Origin of the sequence: Olleya sp. HaHaR_3_96, from assembly GCF_019278545.1 — a bacterium.
Classification (GTDB): Bacteria; Bacteroidota; Bacteroidia; order Flavobacteriales; family Flavobacteriaceae; genus Olleya.
Window position 1 is genome coordinate 2599713 of record NZ_CP058987.1, and the last position, 22735, is coordinate 2622447.

The window sequence follows — 22735 nt, forward strand, 5'->3', positions numbered from 1 at the left end:
GATAAAAAGTTTTCAATCCACACTATTTAATGACCAGTTCTCAATTTTATTCCCTTATAAGACAGCATTTTCCGTTCAATCCGACCTCAAAACAAGATATTTTACTTTTGCAACTTTCTGAGTTTATTTTAAATGATAAAGAAAAAGGCGTGTTTTTGTTAAAAGGTTACGCCGGTACGGGTAAAACCACCATTATTGGTACGATTGTAGCTAATTTATGGCACGCAAAAAAAAGTGCATTGTTGATGGCGCCAACTGGTCGCGCGGCTAAAGTAATCTCTAATTATTCCAAAAAAGAGGCGTTTACCATCCATAAAAAAATATATTTTCCTAAAAAAGAAAAAGGTGGAGGCGTACAATTTGTGTTGCAACCTAATAAACATAAAGATACTATTTTTATTGTTGATGAAGCGTCAATGATACCAGATACGCCAAGTGATTCTAAATTATTTGAAAATGGATCACTTTTAGACGACTTAATGCAGTATGTCTATCAGGGTAAAAATTGTAAATTGTTATTAATCGGTGATACAGCACAGTTGCCGCCTGTAAAATTAGATATAAGTCCAGCGTTAGATGAAAACGTATTGAGTCTTAATTATGATAAGTCTGTTACTAAAATGGAATTGGACGAAGTTGTAAGACAGGGAGAAGGCTCTGGGATTTTAGAAAATGCAACTATTTTGAGAGAAACCATTGCTGATGGTTTTTTTGATAGTTTTAAGTTTGATTTAAGAGACTTTAAAGATATTGTTAGGCTTGTTGATGGTTATGAGATTATGGACGCTATAAATGATGCTTATAGCAATTTTGGTTATGAGGATACCAGTATTATTGTAAGAAGTAACAAACGCGCTAACCTATATAATCAACAAATACGAAGTCGTATTTTATTTAGTGAGAACGAATTATCTGCGGGAGATTATTTAATGGTGGTCAAGAATAATTATTTTTGGTTAAAACCAACTTCCGAAGCTGGTTTTATTGCAAATGGTGATATTATTGAAGTCCTAGAAATTTTTAGCATTAAAGAATTGTATGGGTTTAGATTTGCAGAAGTAAAAGTTAGGATGGTGGATTACCCAAAAATGCAACCGTTTGAAACTGTTTTAATGTTAGATACTATTGAAGCAGAAACGCCGTCATTACCTTATGAAGATTCAAACAGACTGTATCAAGAGGTGCAAAAAGATTATGAAGATGTAACAAGTAAATATCAAAAATTTTTAAAAACTAAAAACAATAGTTTTTTTAATGCATTACAAGTTAAGTTTAGTTATGCAATTACATGTCATAAGTCTCAAGGTGGTCAATGGAATACTGTTTTTGTAGAACAACCTTATTTACCTAATGGAATTGACAAAGATTACTTAAGATGGCTTTATACAGCTATAACTAGAGCTAAAGATAAATTATATTTAATTGGTTTTAAAGACGAATTTTTTGAAGAAGACCATTAAATTATTATATTTTTATCCACCAATTTAATTCTTAGATGAAGATAATAGCAATGATTCCAGCACGATATAGTGCCTCCCGTTTTCCTGGTAAGCTTATGAAAGACTTAGGAGGAAAACCGGTAATAACACGTACCTACGAGGCTACGGTTGATACCAAATTATTTGATGACGTTATAGTGGTCACCGATAGTGCTATTATTTATGACGAAATCGATAAAATTGGTGGTCATGTTTTAATGAGTAAAAAAGAACACGAGTGTGGTAGTGATCGTATTGCAGAAGCTGTTGAAGATTTAGATATAGATATCGTTATTAATGTGCAAGGTGACGAGCCTTTTACGGATGCGGAATCCCTTAAAAAATTAATTAAGGTTTTTAAAGAAGATTCAGAGAAAGAAGTTGATTTGGCTTCATTAATGGTGCATATTACTGACTGGGATGAAATTAAAAATCCAAATACAGTCAAAGTAATTGTAGATCAACAAAACTTTGCTCTTTATTTTTCTAGAAGTCCAATACCTTATCCAAGAGACGAATCTGTAGCGGTCAAATATTTTAAACATAAGGGCGTGTATGCCTTTAGAAAAGAAGCAATACTTGATTTTTATAAGTTACCGATGTTGACTTTGGAAGCTTCTGAAAAAATAGAATGTATTAGATATTTGGAATACGGAAAGCGTATTAAAATGGTGGAAACGGATATTCAAGGTGTAGAAATAGATACACCTGAAGATTTAGAACGTGCAAAAAAACTATGGAAGTAAATTATAGTCAAATTAAAGTTATTGGTTTTGATGCAGATGATACACTTTGGGTTAATGAAACCTATTTTAGAGAAGCGGAAGTCCAGTTTGCAAAGTTGTTAAACCAGTTTGAAACTGAAAATAAAATTGACCAAGAGCTATTTAAAATGGAAATTAAAAATCTTCCAGTATATGGTTATGGTGTTAAAGGATTTGTATTGTCAATGGTAGAAATGGCTTTGGAATTGTCAAATAATACGGTGTCAAACCAAACCATATCTAAAATTTTGGATATTGGAAAAGATATGATTAACGAAGAGGTGGAATTATTAGATGGAGTAGAGGATGTATTACAACAGTTATCAAAAAAATATAAATTAATAGTCGCAACCAAAGGAGATTTATTAGATCAAGAACGTAAACTTGAAAAATCAGGACTGTTGGATTATTTTCACCATATTGAAGTTTTAAGCGATAAAAAAGAAGCCAATTATTCTAAATTATTAAACCATTTAGAGATAAAACCATCTGAGTTTTTAATGATAGGGAATTCTTTAAAATCAGATGTGTTGCCTTTAATTAATATAAAAGCTAAGGCTGTGCATATTCCATTTCATACCACTTGGGCACATGAACAAGTAGTCGTAAATACACAAGAGTCAAAACAATATAAAACATTAAAGAGTCTAAAAGACTTGCCTAAACTATTACAACAATAATTGAAAACAATAGATATTAATACTTGGGACAGAAAAGAACTTTTTCAACATTTTTTGAAGTTAAAAGATCCTTATTTTGGAGTCACAATACCTTTTAATGTAGAGAATACTTATCAATATGCTAAAGATAATAATGTTAGCTTTTTTGGGGTATACCTTCATGACTGTATGAAAGCAATTAATGCTATCGATAATTTAAAATATAGAATAGCAGATAATACTGTTCAGATTTATGATACTATACATGCTTCGGCTACTATCATGAGAACCAATAAGACTTTTGGATTTTCATTTATAGATTACGACAAAGACTTAAATGTCTTTTTATCTAATTTATCTGCAGAAAAGCGAAGAATAGAGCGTACATCAAACCTATTTCCACCGGTAAATGGTTTAAATTGTATACATTGTTCCGCATTGCCTTGGTTAAATTTTTCAGGTCATAAAGAACCAGTATCTGGAGTACTAGATTCTGTGCCAAAATTGTCATTTGGTAAAACAGTAAAAGAAGGAAATAAGTTGATGATGAATGTGGCAATAAATGTAAATCATGCCTTAGTTGATGGCTATCATGTTGGTTTATTTTCAGAAATATTTCAGAAAAACTTAAATAAGTAATAAATTTACAATCTAAGACGAAAAGTCAATGAGTTATAAAAATTTTCCAATGGTGTCCAAAGTTATATTTGGACGAGGTAGTTTTAATCAATTAAGCGAGATTTTAGAACCTAAGCGATTAAACACTAATGCTCCGTTTATATTTTTTGTGGATGATGTTTTTAAAGGTAACGCTTGGTTAACCTCTAGAATACCGTTATCATATCAAGATAAAATGGTGTATGTTTCTGCAAATGAAGAACCAAAAACGGAACAGATAGATAAATATGTAGAAGATATTATTTTAAATTATAAAGAGAGGCCATCTGGTATTATAGGTATTGGTGGTGGTTCCTTATTAGATGTAGCAAAAGCTGTTGCTATAATGTTAAATAATGATGGGGACAGTAAAGAGTATCAAGGCTGGGATATCGTTAAAAATCCAGCGGTGTATCACGTGGGCGTACCTACTATTTCAGGAACAGGTGCAGAAGTGTCTAGAACAACTATTCTAACTGGACCGGAACGTAAATTGGGTATTAATAGCGATTATACCCCTTTTGATCAAGTCCTTTTAGATCCAGAATTGACTAAAGATGTTCCAAAAAACCAATGGTTTTACACAGGAATGGATTGTTATATACATTGTATAGAGTCTTTAAACGGAACCTATTTAAATGCTTTTAGTCAGTCTTATGGAGAAAAGGCTTTAGAGTTATGTGAAGAAATTTTCTTAAGTAATGATTTACCTGAGGAAGAGTCTCAAGACAAGTTAATGATGGCTAGTTGGCATGGTGGTATGAGTATTGCTTATTCTCAAGTAGGTGTAGCACATGCTATGAGTTATGGGTTAGGGTATTTATTAGGAGTCAAACATGGTGTTGGAAACTGTATTGTTTTTGATCACTTAGAGGAGTACTACCCCGAAGGTGTTGCTGTTTTTAAAAAAATGAAAGCATTACATAATATAACGTTGCCTCAAGGTATATGTGCCGATTTAACAGATAAGGACTTTGATATTATGATTAAAGTAGCACTAAGTTTAGAGCCTCTTTGGGAAAATGCAATCGGTAAGAATTGGAAAAAAACAATTACCCACGATACGCTTAAGGCTTTATATAAAAAGATGTAATATGTATTGGTTAGCAAAATTTATATATTTTAAAGTTATTGGTTGGAAAGTTGTCGGTAACAGTAACTTTTCACAGGATACTATAAAAAAAGCAATCATTATTTCTGCCCCACATACGAGTAATTTAGATTTTATAATAGGTATTTTATTACGTAAAGTAACTCGCATAAAAACCAATTTTATTGGTAAAAAAGAACTCTTTACTTGGCCTCTTGGATATTATTTTAGAGCAGTAGGAGGAGTGCCTGTGGATAGAAAGAATAAAGAAAATAAAGTACAAACTATTGCTAAGCTATTTGAAAATAAGGACGAATTTAGATTAACATTGGCTCCAGAAGGTACTAGAAGTAAAGTCGAAGAATGGAGAACAGGGTTTTACTACATTGCTAAACAAGCAAACGTACCCATTATAATGTTTACTTTAGATTATGGTAATAAGCAAAATACAATTTCTGAGGCTTTTTATCCAACCGATAATATGGAAGAAGATTTTAAGTTTATGAAAGCTTTTTTCAAAGGCGTAAAGGGGAGAATTGAAAAAAATGGGTAATTTTTATTGAAAATGCCATTGTGGTATAACATTTGATTTATAATAGACGTAGTATACAATGAAACATAAAGTAAACTTTTAGTCCCTAAAAAGAAACATTTACCTACTACAATTGAAGCAAATAAAAAAGCGACTTTAATTAAAAATTAAAGTCGCTTTTTTATGTCATAGATTTTAATCTATTTAATTTTTGTTATGTATTTCTTCCGTTTCACAACCAAATAAACTTTGTTCTTTAATTAGTTTAGAGACGCCTTTAGGTAACATTTGTTGCCATCCATCTTCTCCGCTAGCAATCATTTTTAATACCATTCTAGAAAATACATTTAAAGTATTTGGGTCGTATTCTGTAATGTCAACAACTTTACCATTGTATTTGAAGAATTTGTATAATTCTTTCATCCTTGGATGTACTTTAAGATTGTCACTTGTAGTTAAAGAGCCATCAGTTTCTTTCATTGGGTATAAGTAGACTCGTAAATCTTTAAAGAACAATTTACCAAAAGCTTCTAAAATACCACCACTTAAGTGTCTATAGTACTTCTCGTCAAAAATATCGACAAGGTTGTTTACACCCATCGCTAATCCCATTCTACTCTTAGAGTACTGAGAGAAGTATTCTACTAATTTATAATATTCTTGGAAGTTAGAGATCAAGACAGTATGTCCTAAAGAGCATAATAATCTAGCACGATCCATAAAATCCTGCTCGTCTATTTCTCCTTCTGCCCTTAAGTTAGATAGTGTAATCTCAAATATAACTTGCGTATTATCTTCGTCGACTTTGTTTTCTTTAATAAACATGTCTAAGGATTTCTCGTACATGTCAATATTAACTTTGGTTACAGGTCTAAAACTTCCACGTAATGCTAGGATATTTTTTTTATATAATACTCTGGCTGGTAAAACATTATTTCCGTCAGGAGCAAACATAATGGCATCAGTCATTCCATTTTTAACCAATTGTAAACTCATTAATCGGTTATCTACATCTTTAAAAACAGGACCAGAAAAGTTTATGGTATCAATTTCTATTTGATCTTTATCTAAATGATCATATAAATAACGTAATAACTTTCTTGGTTCATGATATTTGTAAAAGGCACCATAAATAAGGTTTGTTCCTAAAATACCTAGAGTTTCTTGTTGTAGTCTAGCATCGTTTTCTTTAAAACGTATGTGTAAAACAATCTCATTGTATTCTTCCTCTTCTGGATCAATTTGGTATTTTATACCAACCCATCCGTGTCCTTTGTATTTTTTAGCAAAGTCAATTGTGGCCACGGTGTTTGCAAAACTGAAAAACATTTTGTGTGGATTTTTTTCACGATCAATGCGTTCTTCAATCAATTTAATTTCATGAGACACCATTTTACGTAAACGCGCTTCAGTAACATAACGTCTGTCGTTTTCAATACCGTAAATAGCATCACTAAAATCTTTATCATAAGCAGACATTGCTTTTGCAATTGTACCAGAGGCACCTCCAGCTCTAAAAAAGTGACGTACAGTTTCTTGCCCAGCTCCAATTTCAGCAAACGTACCGTAAATATTTTCATTTAAATTAATACGTAATGCCTTGTCTTTTAGAGAGGGAATGTTTTCAAACTCTTTATCTCCTTTTAGCCTTATTTCCATATAAAAATACCAATAATGTTTAGTTTTACAAAGGTACCAAATAACTATATGAAACAAAATAAATAACTTATTTTTGTGAGAAATCTTCAACAATTGAAAATTACATTTTTAGGCACAGGTACATCACAAGGTATTCCCATTATTGGAAGTACACATCCTGTGTGTTTGAGTACTAACCCTAAAGACAAACGTTTACGCGTATCTGTATTGATAGAGTGGGATGATAAGACATTTGTTATAGATTGTGGCCCTGATTTTAGACAACAAATGTTATTAGCGAATCCTGAAAAAATTGACGCCCTTTTATTTACACATGAGCACGCTGATCATACTGCTGGTTTAGATGATATTAGACCGTTTTGTTTTAAACAAGGTGAATTACCGATCTACGCACATCAACGCGTTATAGAACAACTTAAAATAAGGTTTGATTATGTTTTTACTACAGAAAACAGATATCCTGGAGCACCAACGGTAGCGGTAAATGAAATTAAAAATGAACCATTTACCATTGGAGGGAAGTCGATTATTCCTATTGACGCCTTACATTACAAACTACAAGTTTTTGGTTTTAGATTTGACAAATTTGCTTATTTAACAGATATAAAAACGATTACTGCAGCAGAGTTAGATAAATTGAAAACACTTGATGTTTTAGTGATTAATGCTTTAAGGATAAAGGAACATATTTCTCATTTAAATCTTGACCAAGCTTTAGAGATTATAGCAATGCTTAATCCTAAACGTGCCTATATAACGCATATTAGTCATTTACTAGGGTTTCATGACGAAGTACAACAAAATCTACCAGAAAACGTTTTTTTAGCCTACGACCAATTAAAAATAATTATTTAAAAGACCTATAAAAATGAAGAACAAAATCTTTATGTATCTGTTTATTTTTGCATCATTAATTGTGGTGTTTCAATATGTGAATTCAAAAAAAATATTAGATGCTAGTGCTAAACGTATGGATAGTATTAAAATTTTAAATACTAAATTAAAGGATTCTATAGCTATACAAAAAGAAGAATTATCAGACTTATCTTTATTTGATTTGAGATACAATCAAGAAGCTCAGGATTATTTTTATGCCAAAAAGATGGATACGGACTCATTAATACCTTTTGTAAAAAATGAGTTATATAAATTAAATGAAGCAGAAGGTGAGCATCCGTTAATTCCGTTTGCCGCTTCTGAAGGAAGAAAAATGCAGTTTAATACTATCAAAATGCTTAATCACAGATGGATTATTGCAGATTTTTCTGATGGACAATATTGGGGTGAATTACTAATTAAGTATTTTATGGTTGGATCTGATGATGTCGAGTTTGAAGTGCTAGATTACATGTTGTATACTAGATAAAGTAAAACATAAATACTTACACTATTTAAGTAAAAAGCCTAATTAAATTTTTGATTTAATTAGGCTTTTTTATTTTGCAAAATTCTAGTAATCTATAATAAGTGTTCTAACCAGCTTTTAAACTCATAAAAATTTTGGGGCGCAACACCATGACCAACAGGAAACTCATTAAATTGGTTCTTAATGTTTAAAGCATCTAAAAACTTAGGTGCTTGTCTCGCCCAATCCACAGGTATTACTTGGTCCACACTTCCATGAGAACAGTAAAAATTTAAATGTTTGTAAGCATTGGCGTCTTTGACTTCAAATAAATCTTCATTAACATAACCGCTTAAGGCTATAATATTGTTGATTTTTTCAGGATAGGTTAGGGCAACTGCATAGCTTAAGATACAACCTTGGCTAAAGCCTAAAAGCGAAACACTATCTTTATTTACGGGGTAATTAGTTATAACTTGATCTATAAAAGTAGCTATTAAATCTCTAGATTGAATGGCTTGCTCGTTATCGCTCCATTTACCCTGATCTGCATCAAAATTAATAGCATACCATGCATTACCATGAGGTTGCATTGGATAAGGTGCTCTAACGGAGATTATAAATAACTCTTCTGGTAATTCTGTAGCAAAGCTAAACAGGTCATTCTCGTCACTGCCATACCCATGAAAGAGTATAAGTAAAGGGGCGTTTTCTTTTAAAGACGATGGTCTTGTGATATGATGTAAGTTAAAGTTTTCCATTAGTTACCTAGTCCTTTAAATAGTTTTTGAAATAGTGGTCCAATAAAAGGGATAGGTTTCATTGATCCGTTAATAGCAGTCATAACTCCCAAAAATAATAAAGCTCCCATACTTATCCAAAAGGCAAGAGAGATTTGCATATTGTCAAATTGGCTAACAAAATAACCAATTAGCATCCACAATAAGCACAAACCTAAACCTTGTCTGTTATGGAAACTTGTAAATTCATTTTTCTTCTCGCCATTCATTATAATAGCAATAACGCTACCAACGACAGTAAGGTAACTAACTACAGCAAATGTCTTGCCTTCTTCAATTGTCTCTTGATTCATTATATTATAATACTATTTTGTTATTTGAAATTATTCCGTAAGCTTTTCCTTTTAATGCTTGGCCTAAAAACGCACTATTCTTAGATTTTGAAACGATATCAGATTCCGCGAAAGCGTATGTGTAAGTTGGATTAAATAGCGTTAGATTAGCGACTTCACCTTCGTTTATACTCGTTGTTTCTTGACCAAATCTAGCTTTTCCTTTAGTTAATAGTTGGATGGTTTTTTTAGTTAAAAAGACTGTGTTTAAAGCGCCAAAAGCACTTTCTAAACCTACGGTTCCGAAAGCGGCATGATCAAATTCTACTTTTTTATCTTCGATGGTAACGGGATTGTGATCACTTGTAACCATATCTATAGTGCCATCTTTTAAGCCTTCTATTAAAGCTTCAACATCTTTTTGTATTCTAAGTGGCGGGTTGACTTTATAATTAGTATCAAACTCTACTAACACATCGTCCGTTAAGCATAAGTTATGGATAGCTACGCTGCAAGTTATATCTAGTTTTTTACTTTTGGCAGCTCTAATAAGCGAGACACTTTCTGCAGTAGAAATAGTAGGTATATGTAGTTTCCCACCAGCATATTCTAATAAAAACAGGTCTCTAGTCACTTGTAATGCTTCTGCTAAATTAGGACTTCCTTTTAAGCCTAATGACGTACTTGTAAACTCTTCGTTTACTATTCCTTTACCAGATATTTTTGTTTCTAAAGGAAACGAACACACCAACCCATCAAAATTACTAGCATATTGTAAGGCTATTTTTAGGAGATTAGGGTTGCTGATTGGTTTTTTGTAATCCGAAAAAGCGACCGCTCCAGCATTTTTCATATCAAAAAGCTCTGCCAAATCAACACTTTCGCTGTTTTTTGTTAAAGCACCTATAGGTAATAATTGTACGGGATGATTTTGCGCTTTTGAAAGTACAAAAGCAATGTTAGCATTAGTATCTATTATAGGATTAGTATTTGCTTGTAACGCAACACTTGTAAAACCAGATTTAGCTGCTGTTTTTAAACCATTTTCTATGGTCTCGCGATCTTCAAAACCAGGTTCTCCAAAACAGACACTACTATCAAACCATCCTTGAGATATATGTAAATTATCTAAAGTTATTGTTTTGTAATTATTAGTATTAGCAATGCTTTTAGCGATTTGACTAATCTTTCCTTTTTCAATTAACACATCACAAACTTCATTATGAAATTTGCTTGTGGGGTCTACAATTGTTGCTTTTTTTATTAAGACGTTCATTTAAAATATTTTAAGATGACCATTTCTAAAATTAATAATACGAATCCCAAAATTACAAACCATTTCCATAATTCGTTGACTTTAGTATCGTTATTTATGTTTTCGAAAACAGAAGAGATAGAATCACTTACTGTTCCGTTTTTGTAATTATCTAATTTGCTATAACTTAAGTTGCTTTCTGCCCTATTATAATTATAGCTTATGTTTTGTATGATTTCTGTATTGTTTTTTAAATCGTAAATACCTGCTTTTTCAGGTAGATCATTTGTCTTTATAACCACTTTATTATTAAAGTAACTCTGTTCTGGTATTATTTTATCCTTAGCATTAACTAAAGTGACTACAGCGTCTTGTTTTAAATTAATAGCCGCATCATAACTATTATTTTGGCCAATGGTATAATATAATGTAGACGTGTTTAAACTTTGTTTTGCAATATTATAAAATGTGGGAACAATTAAATTAATGTTTTTAAAATTGGAATTCTCCATATTTATGGGAGCGGAAAACACGTAAACCGATTTGTTTTGTGACAAAAAAGGTTTAGCATCTTCAAACTGCAACACGCTTATTGATTTAGCACTGCTTTGCGGATAATAACGGTTTACTTTTGGATACTGAAAATTATCAACACGTTTTTCAAAAACACCATTAGCATAAATAGGGTGTGCATAGTTTATGCTTGTTATACGTTTTTCAGTGGTTTGTATAGCTTTAAAAGAAGAAAAACCAAAACGGTTTAAAAAGGTATTATAGTCGGTTAGCTTTCCTTTTGTAGCGGGAATGAAAACGACAGCACCTCCATTGTCTGTAAAGGCTTTTAATGCTGTTGTTAAATTTTCAGACAAAGTTTCAGTCTCATCAATAACTACTAAATTTTGGTTATCAAATAAGCTGTAATCTAATGTACTGGTTGTTTTTGAAGTAAAATTGAATTCATCTTCGGTAAACATGCGACTTAAATAATCTGTATTGGTATCACTAATTGCTAAGATATTGATTTTTGAGGGTGAATTTATATTAAAATAAAGGGTGTTATCAAATTGTAACTGTGTGTCTTCAATAGTGATTTTTCCTTTGATAATTTGATTTGCAGGTATTGTAAAGATAGTAGAGGCTTCTCCATTTATATCCACCGATGCTTTCGATAATAGTTGTCCATTATTAAATAAAGAGATGGGTAAGTTTTTAACTTCTGGTCCTTTACTTTTTAAGATAACTGTTAGTTCTAAATTACTTGGGTCTTGTTTTGAAATGTATAAACTATCAACGGTTATGTTATTAGGATTTACAGGTCTTAATTTGACTAAATTTAGAGTGATACTAGAATCTTTTATGGTATTAAACTCTGTTGTATTCTGTTGAAAATCTGATATAAAAATTAAATTTTTTATAGTGTTACTGTTAGTTGAAAACCCTTTTTTAGACTTTAATACAGCCGCGTCATAACCCAGTTGACTCGAGGAGTAATTGAGTTGTAATAATTCATTTCTAATGGCTTTTATAGTCGTGTTTCTGTAACTATCGGTATTTGTAATTAAGGATAATGTTTCGGTTTCAGGAATAGTTTCAATTAAATCTTGTACTGCACGTTTTAATAATTCGCCTTTTTCCCCTTTGGCCTGCATACTAAAAGAGTTATCCAAATAGATAACGGTTTCTTTTTCGGCATTAAAAGTATTTGTTTTCGAGAAATAGGGCTGTGCAAATGCAAAGATGATTGCTGCGAGCAGTAACAGTCGTGTGACTAGTATGAGCCATTTTTTAATTGTCGCACTTTTACGGGTTTGTAATTGTACTCTTTTTAGAAATTCAACATTAGTAAAGTATACCTTTTGGAATTTTCTAAGCTGAAATAAATGAACAATAATAGGTATAAGCAGTAAGAAAAGCGCGTAAAGAAGTTCTGGGTTTTTAAACTGCATTAATTTTAAAGTTTGTCAAAGATAATAATTGCATTTTAATTGTGCCTATTCCCAAAATAACATTTTAACAAAAACTTAATGTATTTGTTATGTAACAAATTTTACATTTGAGCGTCTTTTAAGCAAGACCATTAACAATCAAAACATTTATAATGAAAAAACTTCTAGTAACTACTATCGCAACAGGACTTTTATTAGTCGGTTGTAATAGTACAAAAACAACTGATAAATTAGCGTCTCAAACACCAATAGCGACAGCAATTGATTTGTCTAAAGTCGTAAACGATAAAGCCCCAGTAACGATTAACCCTGGACGTTTTACAGAGCAAACAGTAACTTATAGACTGCCTAGAGTTGTACAAGGAACGTATTCTGTGAGTGATTTTGGTAAATATATTGACGATTTCAAAGCGGTAGATTATAAAGGAAATGAATTGCCAACAAAAAAAGTTGATACAAATACTTGGACTATTGCCAATGCAACACAGTTAGACTACATTACATATAATGCTAATGATACTTTTGATCAAGAAGTATCAGGAGGAATAGGAGGGGAAGCACCATTTTCTCCAGCAGGAACAAATATCGAACCTACTAATTACGTCTTAAACTTGCACGGTTTTATTGGGTATTTTGATAATTTAAAGGATAGCCAATACAGTTTAGATGTTACGGCACCGGCAGATTTTAAACGTACTTCTGCTTTACAAGAAACAGGTAAAACCGTTAGTGATGATGGTAAATTGGCAACGTCTAGTTATTTTGCGCCGCGTTACTTTGATATTACTGATAATCCAATGTTTTATGGTGATTTAGATGTTGAAGAGTTCCAGGTCGGAGATATTAAGATCGTATTAAGTGTATACTCTCCAAATAAAGTACATACAGCAGCAAGTATTAAAGCTGTTATGGAAAAAATGATGCTTGCTCAAAAAGCATATTTAGGTGATGTAAATAGTACACCACGTTATGATATTTATTTATATTTATCTGAAGGAAAGCCAGACTCTCCTAAAGGATTTGGCGCTTTAGAGCACCATACGTCTACAGTGGTAGTTTTAGAAGAAAGTTCACCTTTTGAGGCACTAGCAGAAAGTATGGTTGATGTTGTTTCTCATGAGTTTTTTCATATTGTAACGCCTTTAAGTGTACACTCGGAAGATGTGCACTATTTTGACTATAACCAACCAACATTTTCTAAGCATCTTTGGATGTATGAAGGTGTGACAGAGTATTTTGCGACATTATTTCAAGTTGATCAAGATTTAATTGATAATGAAGAATTTTATGGAGATATTTTAAGTAAAATACAGACTTCAGCCAATATGGATGATAGTATGAGTTTTACAGTAATGAGTGAAAATGTACTAGACCAACCGTATGCACCTCAGTATTATAATGTATACATGAAAGGGGCTTTAATTGGTATGTGTGTAGATATTTTAATGCGTGAAGAGAGTAATGGAGATAGAGGTATTTTATCTTTAATGAAAGAATTGTCTAATAAATATGGTAAAAACAAACCTTTTGAAGATGATAAGTTAATTGAAGAAATTACAGCAATGACCTACCCAAGTATTGGAGCGTTTTTAAATACACATGTTGTTGGAGGTACACCGATAGATTATTCCGTTTATTTTGAAAAAGTAGGATTATCTTTGGATGAAGGGCGTGTTAAAACTAATTATATACAAAATGATGGTGTTTTAATTTTCTCTCCTAATCAAGAAAATATGACAATTCCTTTTAGCGAAGAAGTGAGTAATAATAGTTTTTGGGCAGATAATGGGGTCTTACCAGGAGATGTTATTAAAACGGTTAATGGTAAAGAATTAAATATGGGAACAGCTCAAACCGTTATTACAGGGATGTATATGTGGCAACCAGGAACAGATATTAATGTGGTTATTGATAGAGCAGGAGAAGAGATTGTTATTAAAACAAAAACTACGCAATCCTATACTATGGGAACTAAATTAGCAGAAAACCCAAAAGCTACTGCTGCACAAAAGGCAACAAGAAAAGCTTGGCTTAAAGGTTAATTAAGTATAAAAAGTTTGGCACAAAAGTTGAAAGACTTAACTTGTGGGATGATTTATAAGATTTTATAAAAATTATTCGGCTAATAAACTTAAAATATATAAAAATGAAAAAATTAATTCTTATTGTATTTACGTTATTCTTAGGTGTAAATTCTTTGCAAGCACAAGATGCTAAAACAATTGAGGACACTAATTACGTGATTTTGTTAGATAGTAAAGTATTTCATTATACCGCAGATGGTGTTGCGCAATTAAAGGAGAATGTGACTTTACATAATGGTACAGTTGTTAAAACAGATGGTACTTATGTCACAGACAAGAAAACGCTTCAACTTAAAGATGGAGAATGTTTAGGAATGAGTGGAACTTTTTATAAAGACCAAGAAACTTTGACTAAAAAGCTTATTAAATTAATGAGTAAATCATAGTTAAAATCTAATATTATAAAAAAAGCCTAATCGTATGATTAGGCTTTTTTTTATTTTGCTATGGTAAATTTAAATGTGCTGCCTGTGCCTACTTCAGATTGTAAAGTAATGGAACCACCAAGTTTTTTTACCAAGCTTTGGACTGTAAATAAACCAATACCAGTTCCTTTTTTTCCTGTAGTGTCTATTTGATTGTTATTATTAAATAACTTGAACACTTCTTCTTGTTGATTATCAGGAATACCATTGCCATTGTCTGTAACAGAAAAAAGATAGTGGTGTTTATTTTCGGTATAGTTTAATAAAACTTCTGGATTAGATTTTTTGTTATATTTTAAAGCATTATCCACTAAATTTATTAATATTTGGGTAATTGCAGCCTTATTAATAAATGCATTTTGAGTGTTGCTATTTGTTTTAAATTGGTTGTCATCCAACATGTGCATACGTTGTACACTATCAAACAATTGATCAATACTAACTAATTCTTTATCTGCTCGTAGTAATTCATTAGTCTTATAATGCATTAATATACCATCAATATAGTCTTTTAAAGATTCTGCAGACTCTTCAATATAGTTGATAAATTCAACGGACTCCTCAGTAAACGTATTACCGTCTTCTTCTTTTAGAAAATTGGTTAACGAAATGATATTTGCTAATGGTGATTTTAAATCATGTGAGACATGACTTGCAAATTTATTTAGTTCGTTATTTCGATCAATTAATTCTTGCTTTGTTTCATCTAAAAGCCTGTTGTTAAGTCTTAATTCAAACAAATTCATGACTTGTTTAGAAATTGTAATTAAAGCTTTTTTTTGTAAACTAGTCAGTTGTCTTGGTTTGTGGTCATACACGCATAATGTTCCTAAAGCTAACCCGTCCTGGTCTCTTAATGGTACCCCCGCATAAAAAATAGCCTTATAACCATTAACTAAAGGATTATCTTTAAAACGGATATCTTGTCTGGAGTCTTCAACAATAAAAATGTCGTCTTCATTTAAAATGGCATGTCCACAAAAAGAGATGTCTCTTGGTGATTCTTGCAAATCTAGACCATGGTGCGATTTAAAGAAATTACGATCAGCATCTAATAATGTAATTAATGAGATGGGAACATCGCATATGGTCGCTACCAAACTGGTAATGTTGTCAAAATCACTTTCCGGAAGTGTATCTAGTAGTTTATATTTTTGTAAAGAAGAGACACGTTCAAGTTCATTTATAGGAAAACCAGGTTTAATCATTTAAGGATGAAATGTTACTTATTATGCTATTATGCGTAAAAATACTGATAATTTGGTTTTTATAACGTTAAAATTTTTCAAAAACACCTAAACCAAATAAAGCAAAATCATATTTTACTGGGTCATTTTTATCTAATTGCCTTAATGCAGTATCTAATTCGGCTAAAGCCTTACCATCATTTTGTTTACGTTTTAAAAGCCCTAATTTTCTAGCGACGTTTCCAGAATGTACATCTAAAGGACACGATAATTGAACAGGAGATAAACTGGTCCAAATCCCCAAGTCCACATTAGTAGTGTTTGGTCTCACCATCCAGCGTAAAAACATATTGATACGCTTAGCAGCACTGTTTTTAAGCGGATCACTAATATGTTTTTGTGTGCGTTGTAAATGTTCTATTTCGAAGAAGGTTTGTTTAAAATGATGTATTGATAATTGTAAGCTGTCTTTTTCAGCATGTTTAGTAAATACAGCTTCTAAACCGTCGTGTTTTGTATATATGTGTTGTAGGCCTTTAATAAACGTTATAAAATCAAGACCATTAAATGTGCGATGTACAAAAGGTTCTAACTTTTCTAAATCAGACTCTTGATGGTTCATAACAAAATCAAATGGCGACTGTTCTAATAAAACCATCATTTTATGACAATTAGTAATGATACTTTTTCGGTTTCCCCAGGATATAGTCGCACTTAAAAAACCAGCAATTTCAATATCTTCTTTTTTGTTGAATAAATGCGGAATTTGAATGGGATCACTAGTTATGAAATCGGGCTTATTATACTGTTCTACTTTATTGTCTAGGAAATCTTTAAGGTCTTTTTTATTCATTTAAGATGGTTCTTATTCTATAATATACGTATTAGAAGTCACCGTAAATGTGTCTTCATTAGAGTTTTCAATTGTAATGGTTAGTTTAAACGCTGTTGGGGGTACAATTGTATCGTTAAAAAATAGAGTTATTAAGTCTGGTGATTGTTGGAAGGGGTTATCTTCAGTGTTTGTAGGATTATAAAATTCGGTGATTTCAAAACTATTGTCGCGATCATAATAAGAAAACTTCATAATCTCATTAAGACTTTCACCAGCTATAATACCATTAATATCTTGGTCGGCAGTAATATTTAAGTTAGTAAACGCATGCTCATAAATATAAACATTATCGGGACAAGTCGTTGCTAAAGCTGTGTTGAAATTGAAGTTAGAGGTATTTATTGAAGTGATATCTTGATAGTCATAAATAAAGTTTACGTATAGTAATAAGTCTTCTGAAGTTGTGGTTATGACACCATCAGTTTCGTCATATATAACAAGAGATTGTAGATGCACTCGATAAGTTTTTTCTTTACAACAAGAAAATAAAATCAATTGAAGGCCTAGAAAAAATAGGAGGGCATACGCCGTTTTTTTTAGCATTGCTTTTATTTATAGATGCAAAAGATCTGTTTTGGTTGCGTTAAAAAACAAGTTTTAGTTTTTTAGCTCATCAATAAGACAGAAGGAATAATTATAACGCCGTTATAACTGGCATGTAATAACATGGAGTAGACTAGTCCTAAACGCACCCGGATGTAACCAAAAATGAATCCTACAACAATTTGAGGCGCTACTAATAGTGGCGATAATAATATTATTTTTGGTGTAATCTCAAAATTCATAATATGAACATAACCAAAAAGTAATGTGAAGGAGTAAAAAGCTATTTTAAAATATTTTTTATTGAATAGCGTTATTGGTCCTCTAAAAATTAGTTCTTCAATTATTGGGGCAACAATTACTGCAGTACATATGATATAAATTCCAGATTTTTCTTCAAAAAGCTTATTCATGGCATGCGTGTCAGAACTATAAACACCCACAGCTTCAAGTACAGCAATTAAAACACCAAACCCCAATCCAAGTACTAGACAAAGAGGGACACATTGAAATACAATACCAAATTTTTGTTCAAAGGTGATGTGTTTTAATTGTTTTGGACGTGGATTTTTAACATAAGCAAAAATAGACTGAAATAGTTTGATCATATATTAAATAATATTTCCATCTACCATGGTTAATTTTCTGTCTGCCAAATTAGCTAATTCTTCGTTGTGAGTAACAATGACAAAGGTTTGTCCAAATTGATCTCTTAATTTAAAAAATAGATTATGTAAATTTTCAGCACTTTCGCTATCTAAATTCCCAGAAGGTTCATCAGCAAAAATTAATTCAGGATTATTTACTAAAGCTCTAGCAACTGCAACACGCTGTTGTTCTCCACCAGATAACTCGCTAGGTTTATGATTATAGCGATGTGATAAGCCTAAAAAAGCAAGCAATTCTTTAGCTCTGCCTTCAGCTTCAGCTTTACTGGTTCCTTTTATAAATGCGGGAATACAGACATTTTCTAAAGCTGTAAACTCTGGTAAAAGTTGATGAAACTGAAATATAAATCCAATATGCTGGTTTCTAAATTGCGCTAATTGTCTTTCGGTTAAACCTGTAATATCTTTACCATTAATTTTTAGTTCGCTTTGTTTTTTATTTTCAATAAAATCTAGCGTTCCTAATATTTGTAATAATGTCGTTTTTCCTGCACCAGAAGCTCCGACAATAGACACTATTTCTCCTTTTTTGATGTGGACATTTACACCTTTTAATACGTGTAAATCGTCATAATACTTGTGTATATTTTTTGCTTTAATCATAGATATTTGTAAAGTACGGAAATTACTACTTTAAATATTGTTAGGCAACAATTAACTGGTTTTGGTTTTTCTTTTAAAAACATTTCTTAAATCACTATAATCAATGAAGTAAACTAATTTTAACGAAAACGTATTACGTTGTTGTTGTTTAAATAAATCGTCTGTACTGTCAAAAAAGCTAGCTTCCGAGTTGTTAGATAAATTAAAAATTTGATTTCGGTATAATGCAGTCAGTTGGCTTCCCGGAGCAAATTGCCAGGTGTAGCTTAAATCTAAATTCCAAGTATTAAAGCTAATGTCCGGATCAAAATCAGGGTCACTGCTAATCGTATTTTTAGTATAGATATCCGATTTACTTAGGGTTCCATTGTTTTGTAATACATACAGGTTATTATCATAAGTAACTGTGCTCAAGTAGTTTCTAAAACTTAACGTTAATGCATTAAAGGAGTTAAAGTTATAACTACCAGAGATACTTGCTGTCATGTCTATACGATCCCGTTGTCCAAATAAAATCCTGTCGTCAATTTCTTGACCATTGACATAACCTCGGTCTGCGGTATAATTGTCGTAATCAAAACCTAATACCATTAAAAATTTGTCATTAAATTTAAATCTTGGATTTAGCCCAAACCAAACATTATTAAAATTTTTACGTGTTTGATTAAATAAGCGCCCATACCCAAGGTTAGCGTCAATCGCAAAAAACAAGTTGTAGTTGCTAGAAATCCACATGTTGGTTTGTGCATAATTTTCGGTAACAAAGTAACTATCAAACCCGTTTCTAGGCTCAAAATAATCATATTGTTTACCAATATTCCAATTAGAGTTAATTCCTAAATTATGAAGTGTTTTGGTTTGTCCATTAAATTCAATACCTGTATTTGCTCCCGTAAAAGTATTCGGATTAGCTAGTTGTTCGTAGTTTAGCCAAGCACCCAAATAGGTGTTATTAAAGTTTTTACTAGGCTCAAAAGTACGGTAACTAATATCTGCACCATAGTTACTATAATTATTTCTGAAAAGGATTCCTAAATCGTTGATGTCATAATTTTCATCAGCATAGCTGTAATCAATACTATATCTAAGTTTTCCACTGTTTTTACCCACAGCAAACTGTGCATTATAACCATTTTCTTTATCAGGAACGTCATTAAACGTGCTCATTTTAACTTCGGCTACAGCCCCATAAGTATTACTTTTATTAACTAAATCTAATAGCAACCCAGTAACGTTGGCATCTCTAAAATCGCCATCTCTGGTTACATTTGTATTAATTAAGGTTACAGAAGAGTTTTTATTAAATTGTTGGTCTAAAACCATGATATTATAATTAGCTAGAGGTTCTACCACTTGATTTCGTTTTCCTCCAGTTTCTGCGTCTGTAATGGATACTTCTGTTTTTTCTGTGATGGCATTAAAAAAACCAATACCTAATCCACTTTTTGTGCGTCCCGATACTTTTACAGCATTTAATAATTGTACTTTTTCTGGGTACTCGTGTACAGACTCGTTATCGTTTAAATTTAATCGTCCGCTTGGACTGTTTCCAACACGTCTGGAATAAAATAAATTACCTTTGCTAAATAAATCGACACCTTCGGTAAAAAATTGACGTTGCTCAGAAAATTGCTGTTCAAAAGGGCCTAAGTTTAGTTGTACATCGTCAAAACCTGCTTGGCTAAAATCTGGAATTAGGGTAGCATCTAAGGTTAAATTTTCTGTAATACCATATTTAATGTCTAAACCTGCAGCAAAATCAGAATCAGTCTGACCGTCATAAGTACTAACTAATCCTGAAGCATAAGGAAAAAAGCTTAATCGGGTAGGTGGTGTGATGTTTGTAATACCTTTTAATTCGGCATTATAAAGACCAACATTTCCTTTAGTGACATCAATAGCACTCCAAGTCATTTGTTCACGTGTTTTTCTATAATGTCTATGAAACTGGATGCCCCAAGTTGGATCTTCTTGTTGCGTAAAACGTAATGCTCTGTAAGGTATTTTGATTTCTACGATCCAACCATCCTCAACTATTTTTGTACTACTTTCCCATACGGCATTCCATCCAAAATCCTCTCCGTAATTTGGACTCTCCACAGCATCTGCTTGTGTGCCTGAACTAAACACGAAAAATTCGGTATTGTTTTGTGCATCATTATTAGGATTAAAAATTAACCCAAAAAAGTCAGATTGCCCAAAATTATCACGTTGTGTAAATTGACGCATAATATCTTCCGGCTTATCATAGCAATAGGCCGCTACGTAAATACCAGAATCGTCATAAGTCATTCTAACTTTAGTCTTTTTATCTGCTGTAGCTGTGTCTCCAACATCAGGCTTAAATTCGGTAAAATCTGTAGCTACTTGAGCATCAATCCAAGCTTTATCGTCTAAAACACCATCTATTTTTGGTGGGTATTCAGTACGTTTTATTTGATACGCTTTTTTATCTTGTGCTATGGATTGATAGGACATTATTATTGCGAAAAAGAACAGTAAGTAAGGTTTCATTTAGTTTTGATTGATGATTACTGTAGTAAAGACCTTATTATTTTTCCTTTGTTACAGTATGATGTTACAAAACTAAATTTGATGTTAAATTATACTCATAATTAAACGTTAAAATTAATTTTGTTTATACAGAGATAAATGTAAGCTATGCGGAAATAGTTATTTTTATAAAATGAAAGAAGAAAATTTACAAATAGCTACGTTTGCAGGTGGTTGCTTTTGGTGTACAGAAGCCGTTTTTTTAAGAATTGAAGGCGTGGAGAAGGTTGTTTCCGGGTATACGGGAGGTACTATTAAAAATCCGGCTTATCTAGAAATTACAACAGGGAGGACAGGACATGCTGAGGGGATTCAGATATTTTATGATGAAAATGAAGTAGGGTATACCGAGTTACTAGAGCTTTTTTTTGCAACACACGATCCCACAACTTTAAACAGACAAGGACATGATGTAGGAACACAGTATAGATCTGCTATTTTTTACAATTCTGAAATCCAAAAAGAAAAGGCGGAAGCTTTTATTAATTTACTAGAAAGAGAAACTGTTTTTGATAATCCAATTGTAACGGAAGTTACAGCATTAGGCCCTTTTTACATCGCCGAAGATGCGCATCAAACATATTATGACAGAAATAAAGAAGCGTCTTATTGTCAATTTGTAATTGATCCAAAAATTAATAAGATCAAAAAATATTATAGTAATAAATTAAAAGAAAAACACGTTTAAAGATGCCATATAAACAATTTGAGGAGTATAATATTAAAGTTACCGATGATGTTAAAGCACGTTATAAAAATATTATTGAAGATTTAGGAGAGGATATTAATCGCGAAGGTTTAATAAAAACTCCAGAGCGCGCAGCTAAGGCTATGCAATTTTTAACGCAGGGTTACGATCAAGATGCGGCTGAAATATTAAAAGGCGCTATGTTTAAGGAATCTTATAATGACATGGTTATTGTAAAAGATATCGAATTTTACTCGCTTTGCGAACATCATATATTACCATTTTTTGGAAAAGCACATATTGCCTATATTCCAAATGGTCATATTGTAGGATTAAGTAAATTACCACGAATTGTGGATGTTTTTTCTAGACGTTTGCAAGTCCAAGAGCGCTTAACGCATCAAATATTAGATTGTATAAATGATACATTAAAGCCGGAAGGTGTAGCGGTAGTTATTGAAGCGAGTCACATGTGTATGCAAATGCGTGGGGTACAAAAACAAAATAGCGTCACGACAACTTCAGGGTTTAGAGGGGCTTTTGAAAATATTGAAACTCGTACAGAATTTTTAAATTTAATAAGCACTAAGTTAAGTTAATATTTTTGGAATACTATTTGCTTTGTATACCAT

The 22735-nt window shown here is 31.9% G+C and carries 23 protein-coding genes; 12 read left to right on the plus strand and 11 right to left on the minus strand.

From position 1 onward, the window contains the following. Positions 1–29: 29 nt before the first annotated feature. From H0I26_RS11435 to H0I26_RS11460, 6 genes are read left to right on the plus strand one after another with little or no spacing between them, the layout of a single operon-like run. Positions 30–1460, plus strand: a complete 1431-nt coding sequence (locus H0I26_RS11435) for an ATP-dependent RecD-like DNA helicase (RefSeq protein ID WP_218698896.1) — start codon at positions 30–32, stop codon at positions 1458–1460. Positions 1461–1495: 35 nt separating this feature from the next. Then, positions 1496–2224 carry a 3-deoxy-manno-octulosonate cytidylyltransferase gene (gene kdsB / locus H0I26_RS11440; RefSeq protein ID WP_256935113.1) on the plus strand — a complete coding sequence of 243 codons (729 nt, stop codon included), beginning with the start codon at positions 1496–1498 and terminating at the stop codon, positions 2222–2224. Further along, positions 2215–2922, plus strand: coding sequence for an HAD family hydrolase (locus H0I26_RS11445; RefSeq protein WP_218698908.1), 708 nt, complete (start codon positions 2215–2217; stop codon positions 2920–2922). The genes kdsB and H0I26_RS11445 overlap by 10 nt, the downstream gene beginning before the upstream one ends. After that, positions 2923–3540 (plus strand): CatA-like O-acetyltransferase, encoded by a 618-nt coding sequence (locus tag H0I26_RS11450; RefSeq protein WP_218698910.1) that lies wholly within the window; start codon positions 2923–2925, stop codon positions 3538–3540. It begins immediately after the preceding gene. A gap of 28 nt (positions 3541–3568) precedes the next feature. Further along, entirely contained in the window at positions 3569–4651 is a 1083-nt protein-coding gene (locus tag H0I26_RS11455; protein ID WP_256935114.1) for an iron-containing alcohol dehydrogenase family protein, read from the plus strand. A 1-nt stretch (position 4652) separates the two neighbouring features. Further along, positions 4653–5201, plus strand: coding sequence for a 1-acyl-sn-glycerol-3-phosphate acyltransferase (locus tag H0I26_RS11460; RefSeq protein WP_218698912.1), 549 nt, complete (start codon positions 4653–4655; stop codon positions 5199–5201). 183 nt (positions 5202–5384) lie between these two features. On the opposite strand, the gene H0I26_RS11465 is transcribed toward H0I26_RS11460, so the two are convergent. Next, entirely contained in the window at positions 5385–6839 is a 1455-nt protein-coding gene (locus H0I26_RS11465; RefSeq protein ID WP_101018369.1) for a nicotinate-nucleotide adenylyltransferase, read from the minus strand. 93 nt (positions 6840–6932) lie between these two features. Here H0I26_RS11465 and H0I26_RS11470 point away from each other — a divergent pair, with 93 nt between their 5' ends. Together H0I26_RS11470 and H0I26_RS11475 are read left to right on the plus strand one after the other, a co-directional pair. Beyond that, complete coding sequence (locus tag H0I26_RS11470; RefSeq protein WP_218698924.1) at positions 6933–7694, plus strand: MBL fold metallo-hydrolase; 762 nt, start codon at positions 6933–6935, stop codon at positions 7692–7694. Between the two features lie 13 nt (positions 7695–7707). Next, positions 7708–8205, plus strand: coding sequence for a hydrolase (locus H0I26_RS11475; RefSeq protein WP_218698926.1), 498 nt, complete (start codon positions 7708–7710; stop codon positions 8203–8205). 92 nt (positions 8206–8297) lie between these two features. Here H0I26_RS11475 and H0I26_RS11480 read toward each other — a convergent pair whose 3' ends face one another. From H0I26_RS11480 to H0I26_RS11495, 4 genes are read right to left on the minus strand one after another with little or no spacing between them, the layout of a single operon-like run. Continuing rightward, positions 8298–8945 carry an alpha/beta hydrolase gene (locus H0I26_RS11480; protein ID WP_218698928.1) on the minus strand — a complete coding sequence of 216 codons (648 nt, stop codon included), beginning with the start codon at positions 8943–8945 and terminating at the stop codon, positions 8298–8300. Beyond that, entirely contained in the window at positions 8945–9277 is a 333-nt protein-coding gene (locus H0I26_RS11485) for a hypothetical protein (RefSeq protein WP_218698930.1), read from the minus strand. The genes H0I26_RS11480 and H0I26_RS11485 overlap by 1 nt, the downstream gene beginning before the upstream one ends. 4 nt (positions 9278–9281) lie before the next feature. After that, positions 9282–10532: a dihydroorotase gene (locus H0I26_RS11490; RefSeq protein ID WP_218698932.1), complete on the minus strand. Its 1251-nt coding sequence runs from the start codon at positions 10530–10532 to the stop codon at positions 9282–9284. After that, the gene (locus H0I26_RS11495) at positions 10529–12457 is read right to left on the minus strand and encodes a BatA domain-containing protein (protein ID WP_218698951.1); all 1929 of its coding nucleotides are present in this window, start codon (positions 12455–12457) and stop codon (positions 10529–10531) included. Before H0I26_RS11495 ends, H0I26_RS11490 begins: the two co-directional genes overlap by 4 nt. A gap of 152 nt (positions 12458–12609) precedes the next feature. On the opposite strand from H0I26_RS11495, the gene H0I26_RS11500 reads away from it, so the two are divergent. Then, positions 12610–14499, plus strand: a complete 1890-nt coding sequence (locus H0I26_RS11500) for a peptidase M61 (protein ID WP_218698953.1) — start codon at positions 12610–12612, stop codon at positions 14497–14499. 104 nt (positions 14500–14603) lie between these two features. Continuing rightward, complete coding sequence (locus H0I26_RS11505; protein ID WP_218698955.1) at positions 14604–14927, plus strand: DUF6799 domain-containing protein; 324 nt, start codon at positions 14604–14606, stop codon at positions 14925–14927. Between the two features lie 50 nt (positions 14928–14977). Here the strand turns inward: H0I26_RS11505 and H0I26_RS11510 are convergent, their stop codons facing one another. From H0I26_RS11510 to H0I26_RS11535, 6 genes are all read right to left on the minus strand, one after another. Further along, complete coding sequence (locus tag H0I26_RS11510; RefSeq protein ID WP_218698957.1) at positions 14978–16174, minus strand: sensor histidine kinase; 1197 nt, start codon at positions 16172–16174, stop codon at positions 14978–14980. A 67-nt stretch (positions 16175–16241) separates the two neighbouring features. Then, on the minus strand, positions 16242–17006 hold the full coding sequence (locus tag H0I26_RS11515; RefSeq protein ID WP_218698959.1) for a TIGR02757 family protein: 765 nt from the start codon (positions 17004–17006) through the stop codon (positions 16242–16244). Between the two features lie 12 nt (positions 17007–17018). Further along, entirely contained in the window at positions 17019–17504 is a 486-nt protein-coding gene (locus tag H0I26_RS11520; RefSeq protein ID WP_218698961.1) for a hypothetical protein, read from the minus strand. A gap of 149 nt (positions 17505–17653) precedes the next feature. Beyond that, positions 17654–18199, minus strand: coding sequence for a CPBP family intramembrane glutamic endopeptidase (locus H0I26_RS11525; RefSeq protein ID WP_218698963.1), 546 nt, complete (start codon positions 18197–18199; stop codon positions 17654–17656). Positions 18200–18202: 3 nt separating this feature from the next. Then, positions 18203–18862: an ABC transporter ATP-binding protein gene (locus H0I26_RS11530; protein WP_218698965.1), complete on the minus strand. Its 660-nt coding sequence runs from the start codon at positions 18860–18862 to the stop codon at positions 18203–18205. Positions 18863–18913: 51 nt separating this feature from the next. Then, on the minus strand, positions 18914–21376 hold the full coding sequence (locus tag H0I26_RS11535) for a DUF5916 domain-containing protein (protein WP_218698967.1): 2463 nt from the start codon (positions 21374–21376) through the stop codon (positions 18914–18916). Positions 21377–21548: 172 nt separating this feature from the next. Here H0I26_RS11535 and msrA point away from each other — a divergent pair, with 172 nt between their 5' ends. Continuing rightward, on the plus strand, positions 21549–22103 hold the full coding sequence (gene msrA / locus H0I26_RS11540) for a peptide-methionine (S)-S-oxide reductase MsrA (protein ID WP_218698969.1): 555 nt from the start codon (positions 21549–21551) through the stop codon (positions 22101–22103). Between the two features lie 2 nt (positions 22104–22105). Next, positions 22106–22702 (plus strand): GTP cyclohydrolase I FolE, encoded by a 597-nt coding sequence (gene folE / locus H0I26_RS11545; protein ID WP_218698980.1) that lies wholly within the window; start codon positions 22106–22108, stop codon positions 22700–22702. Positions 22703–22735 lie beyond the last annotated feature (33 nt).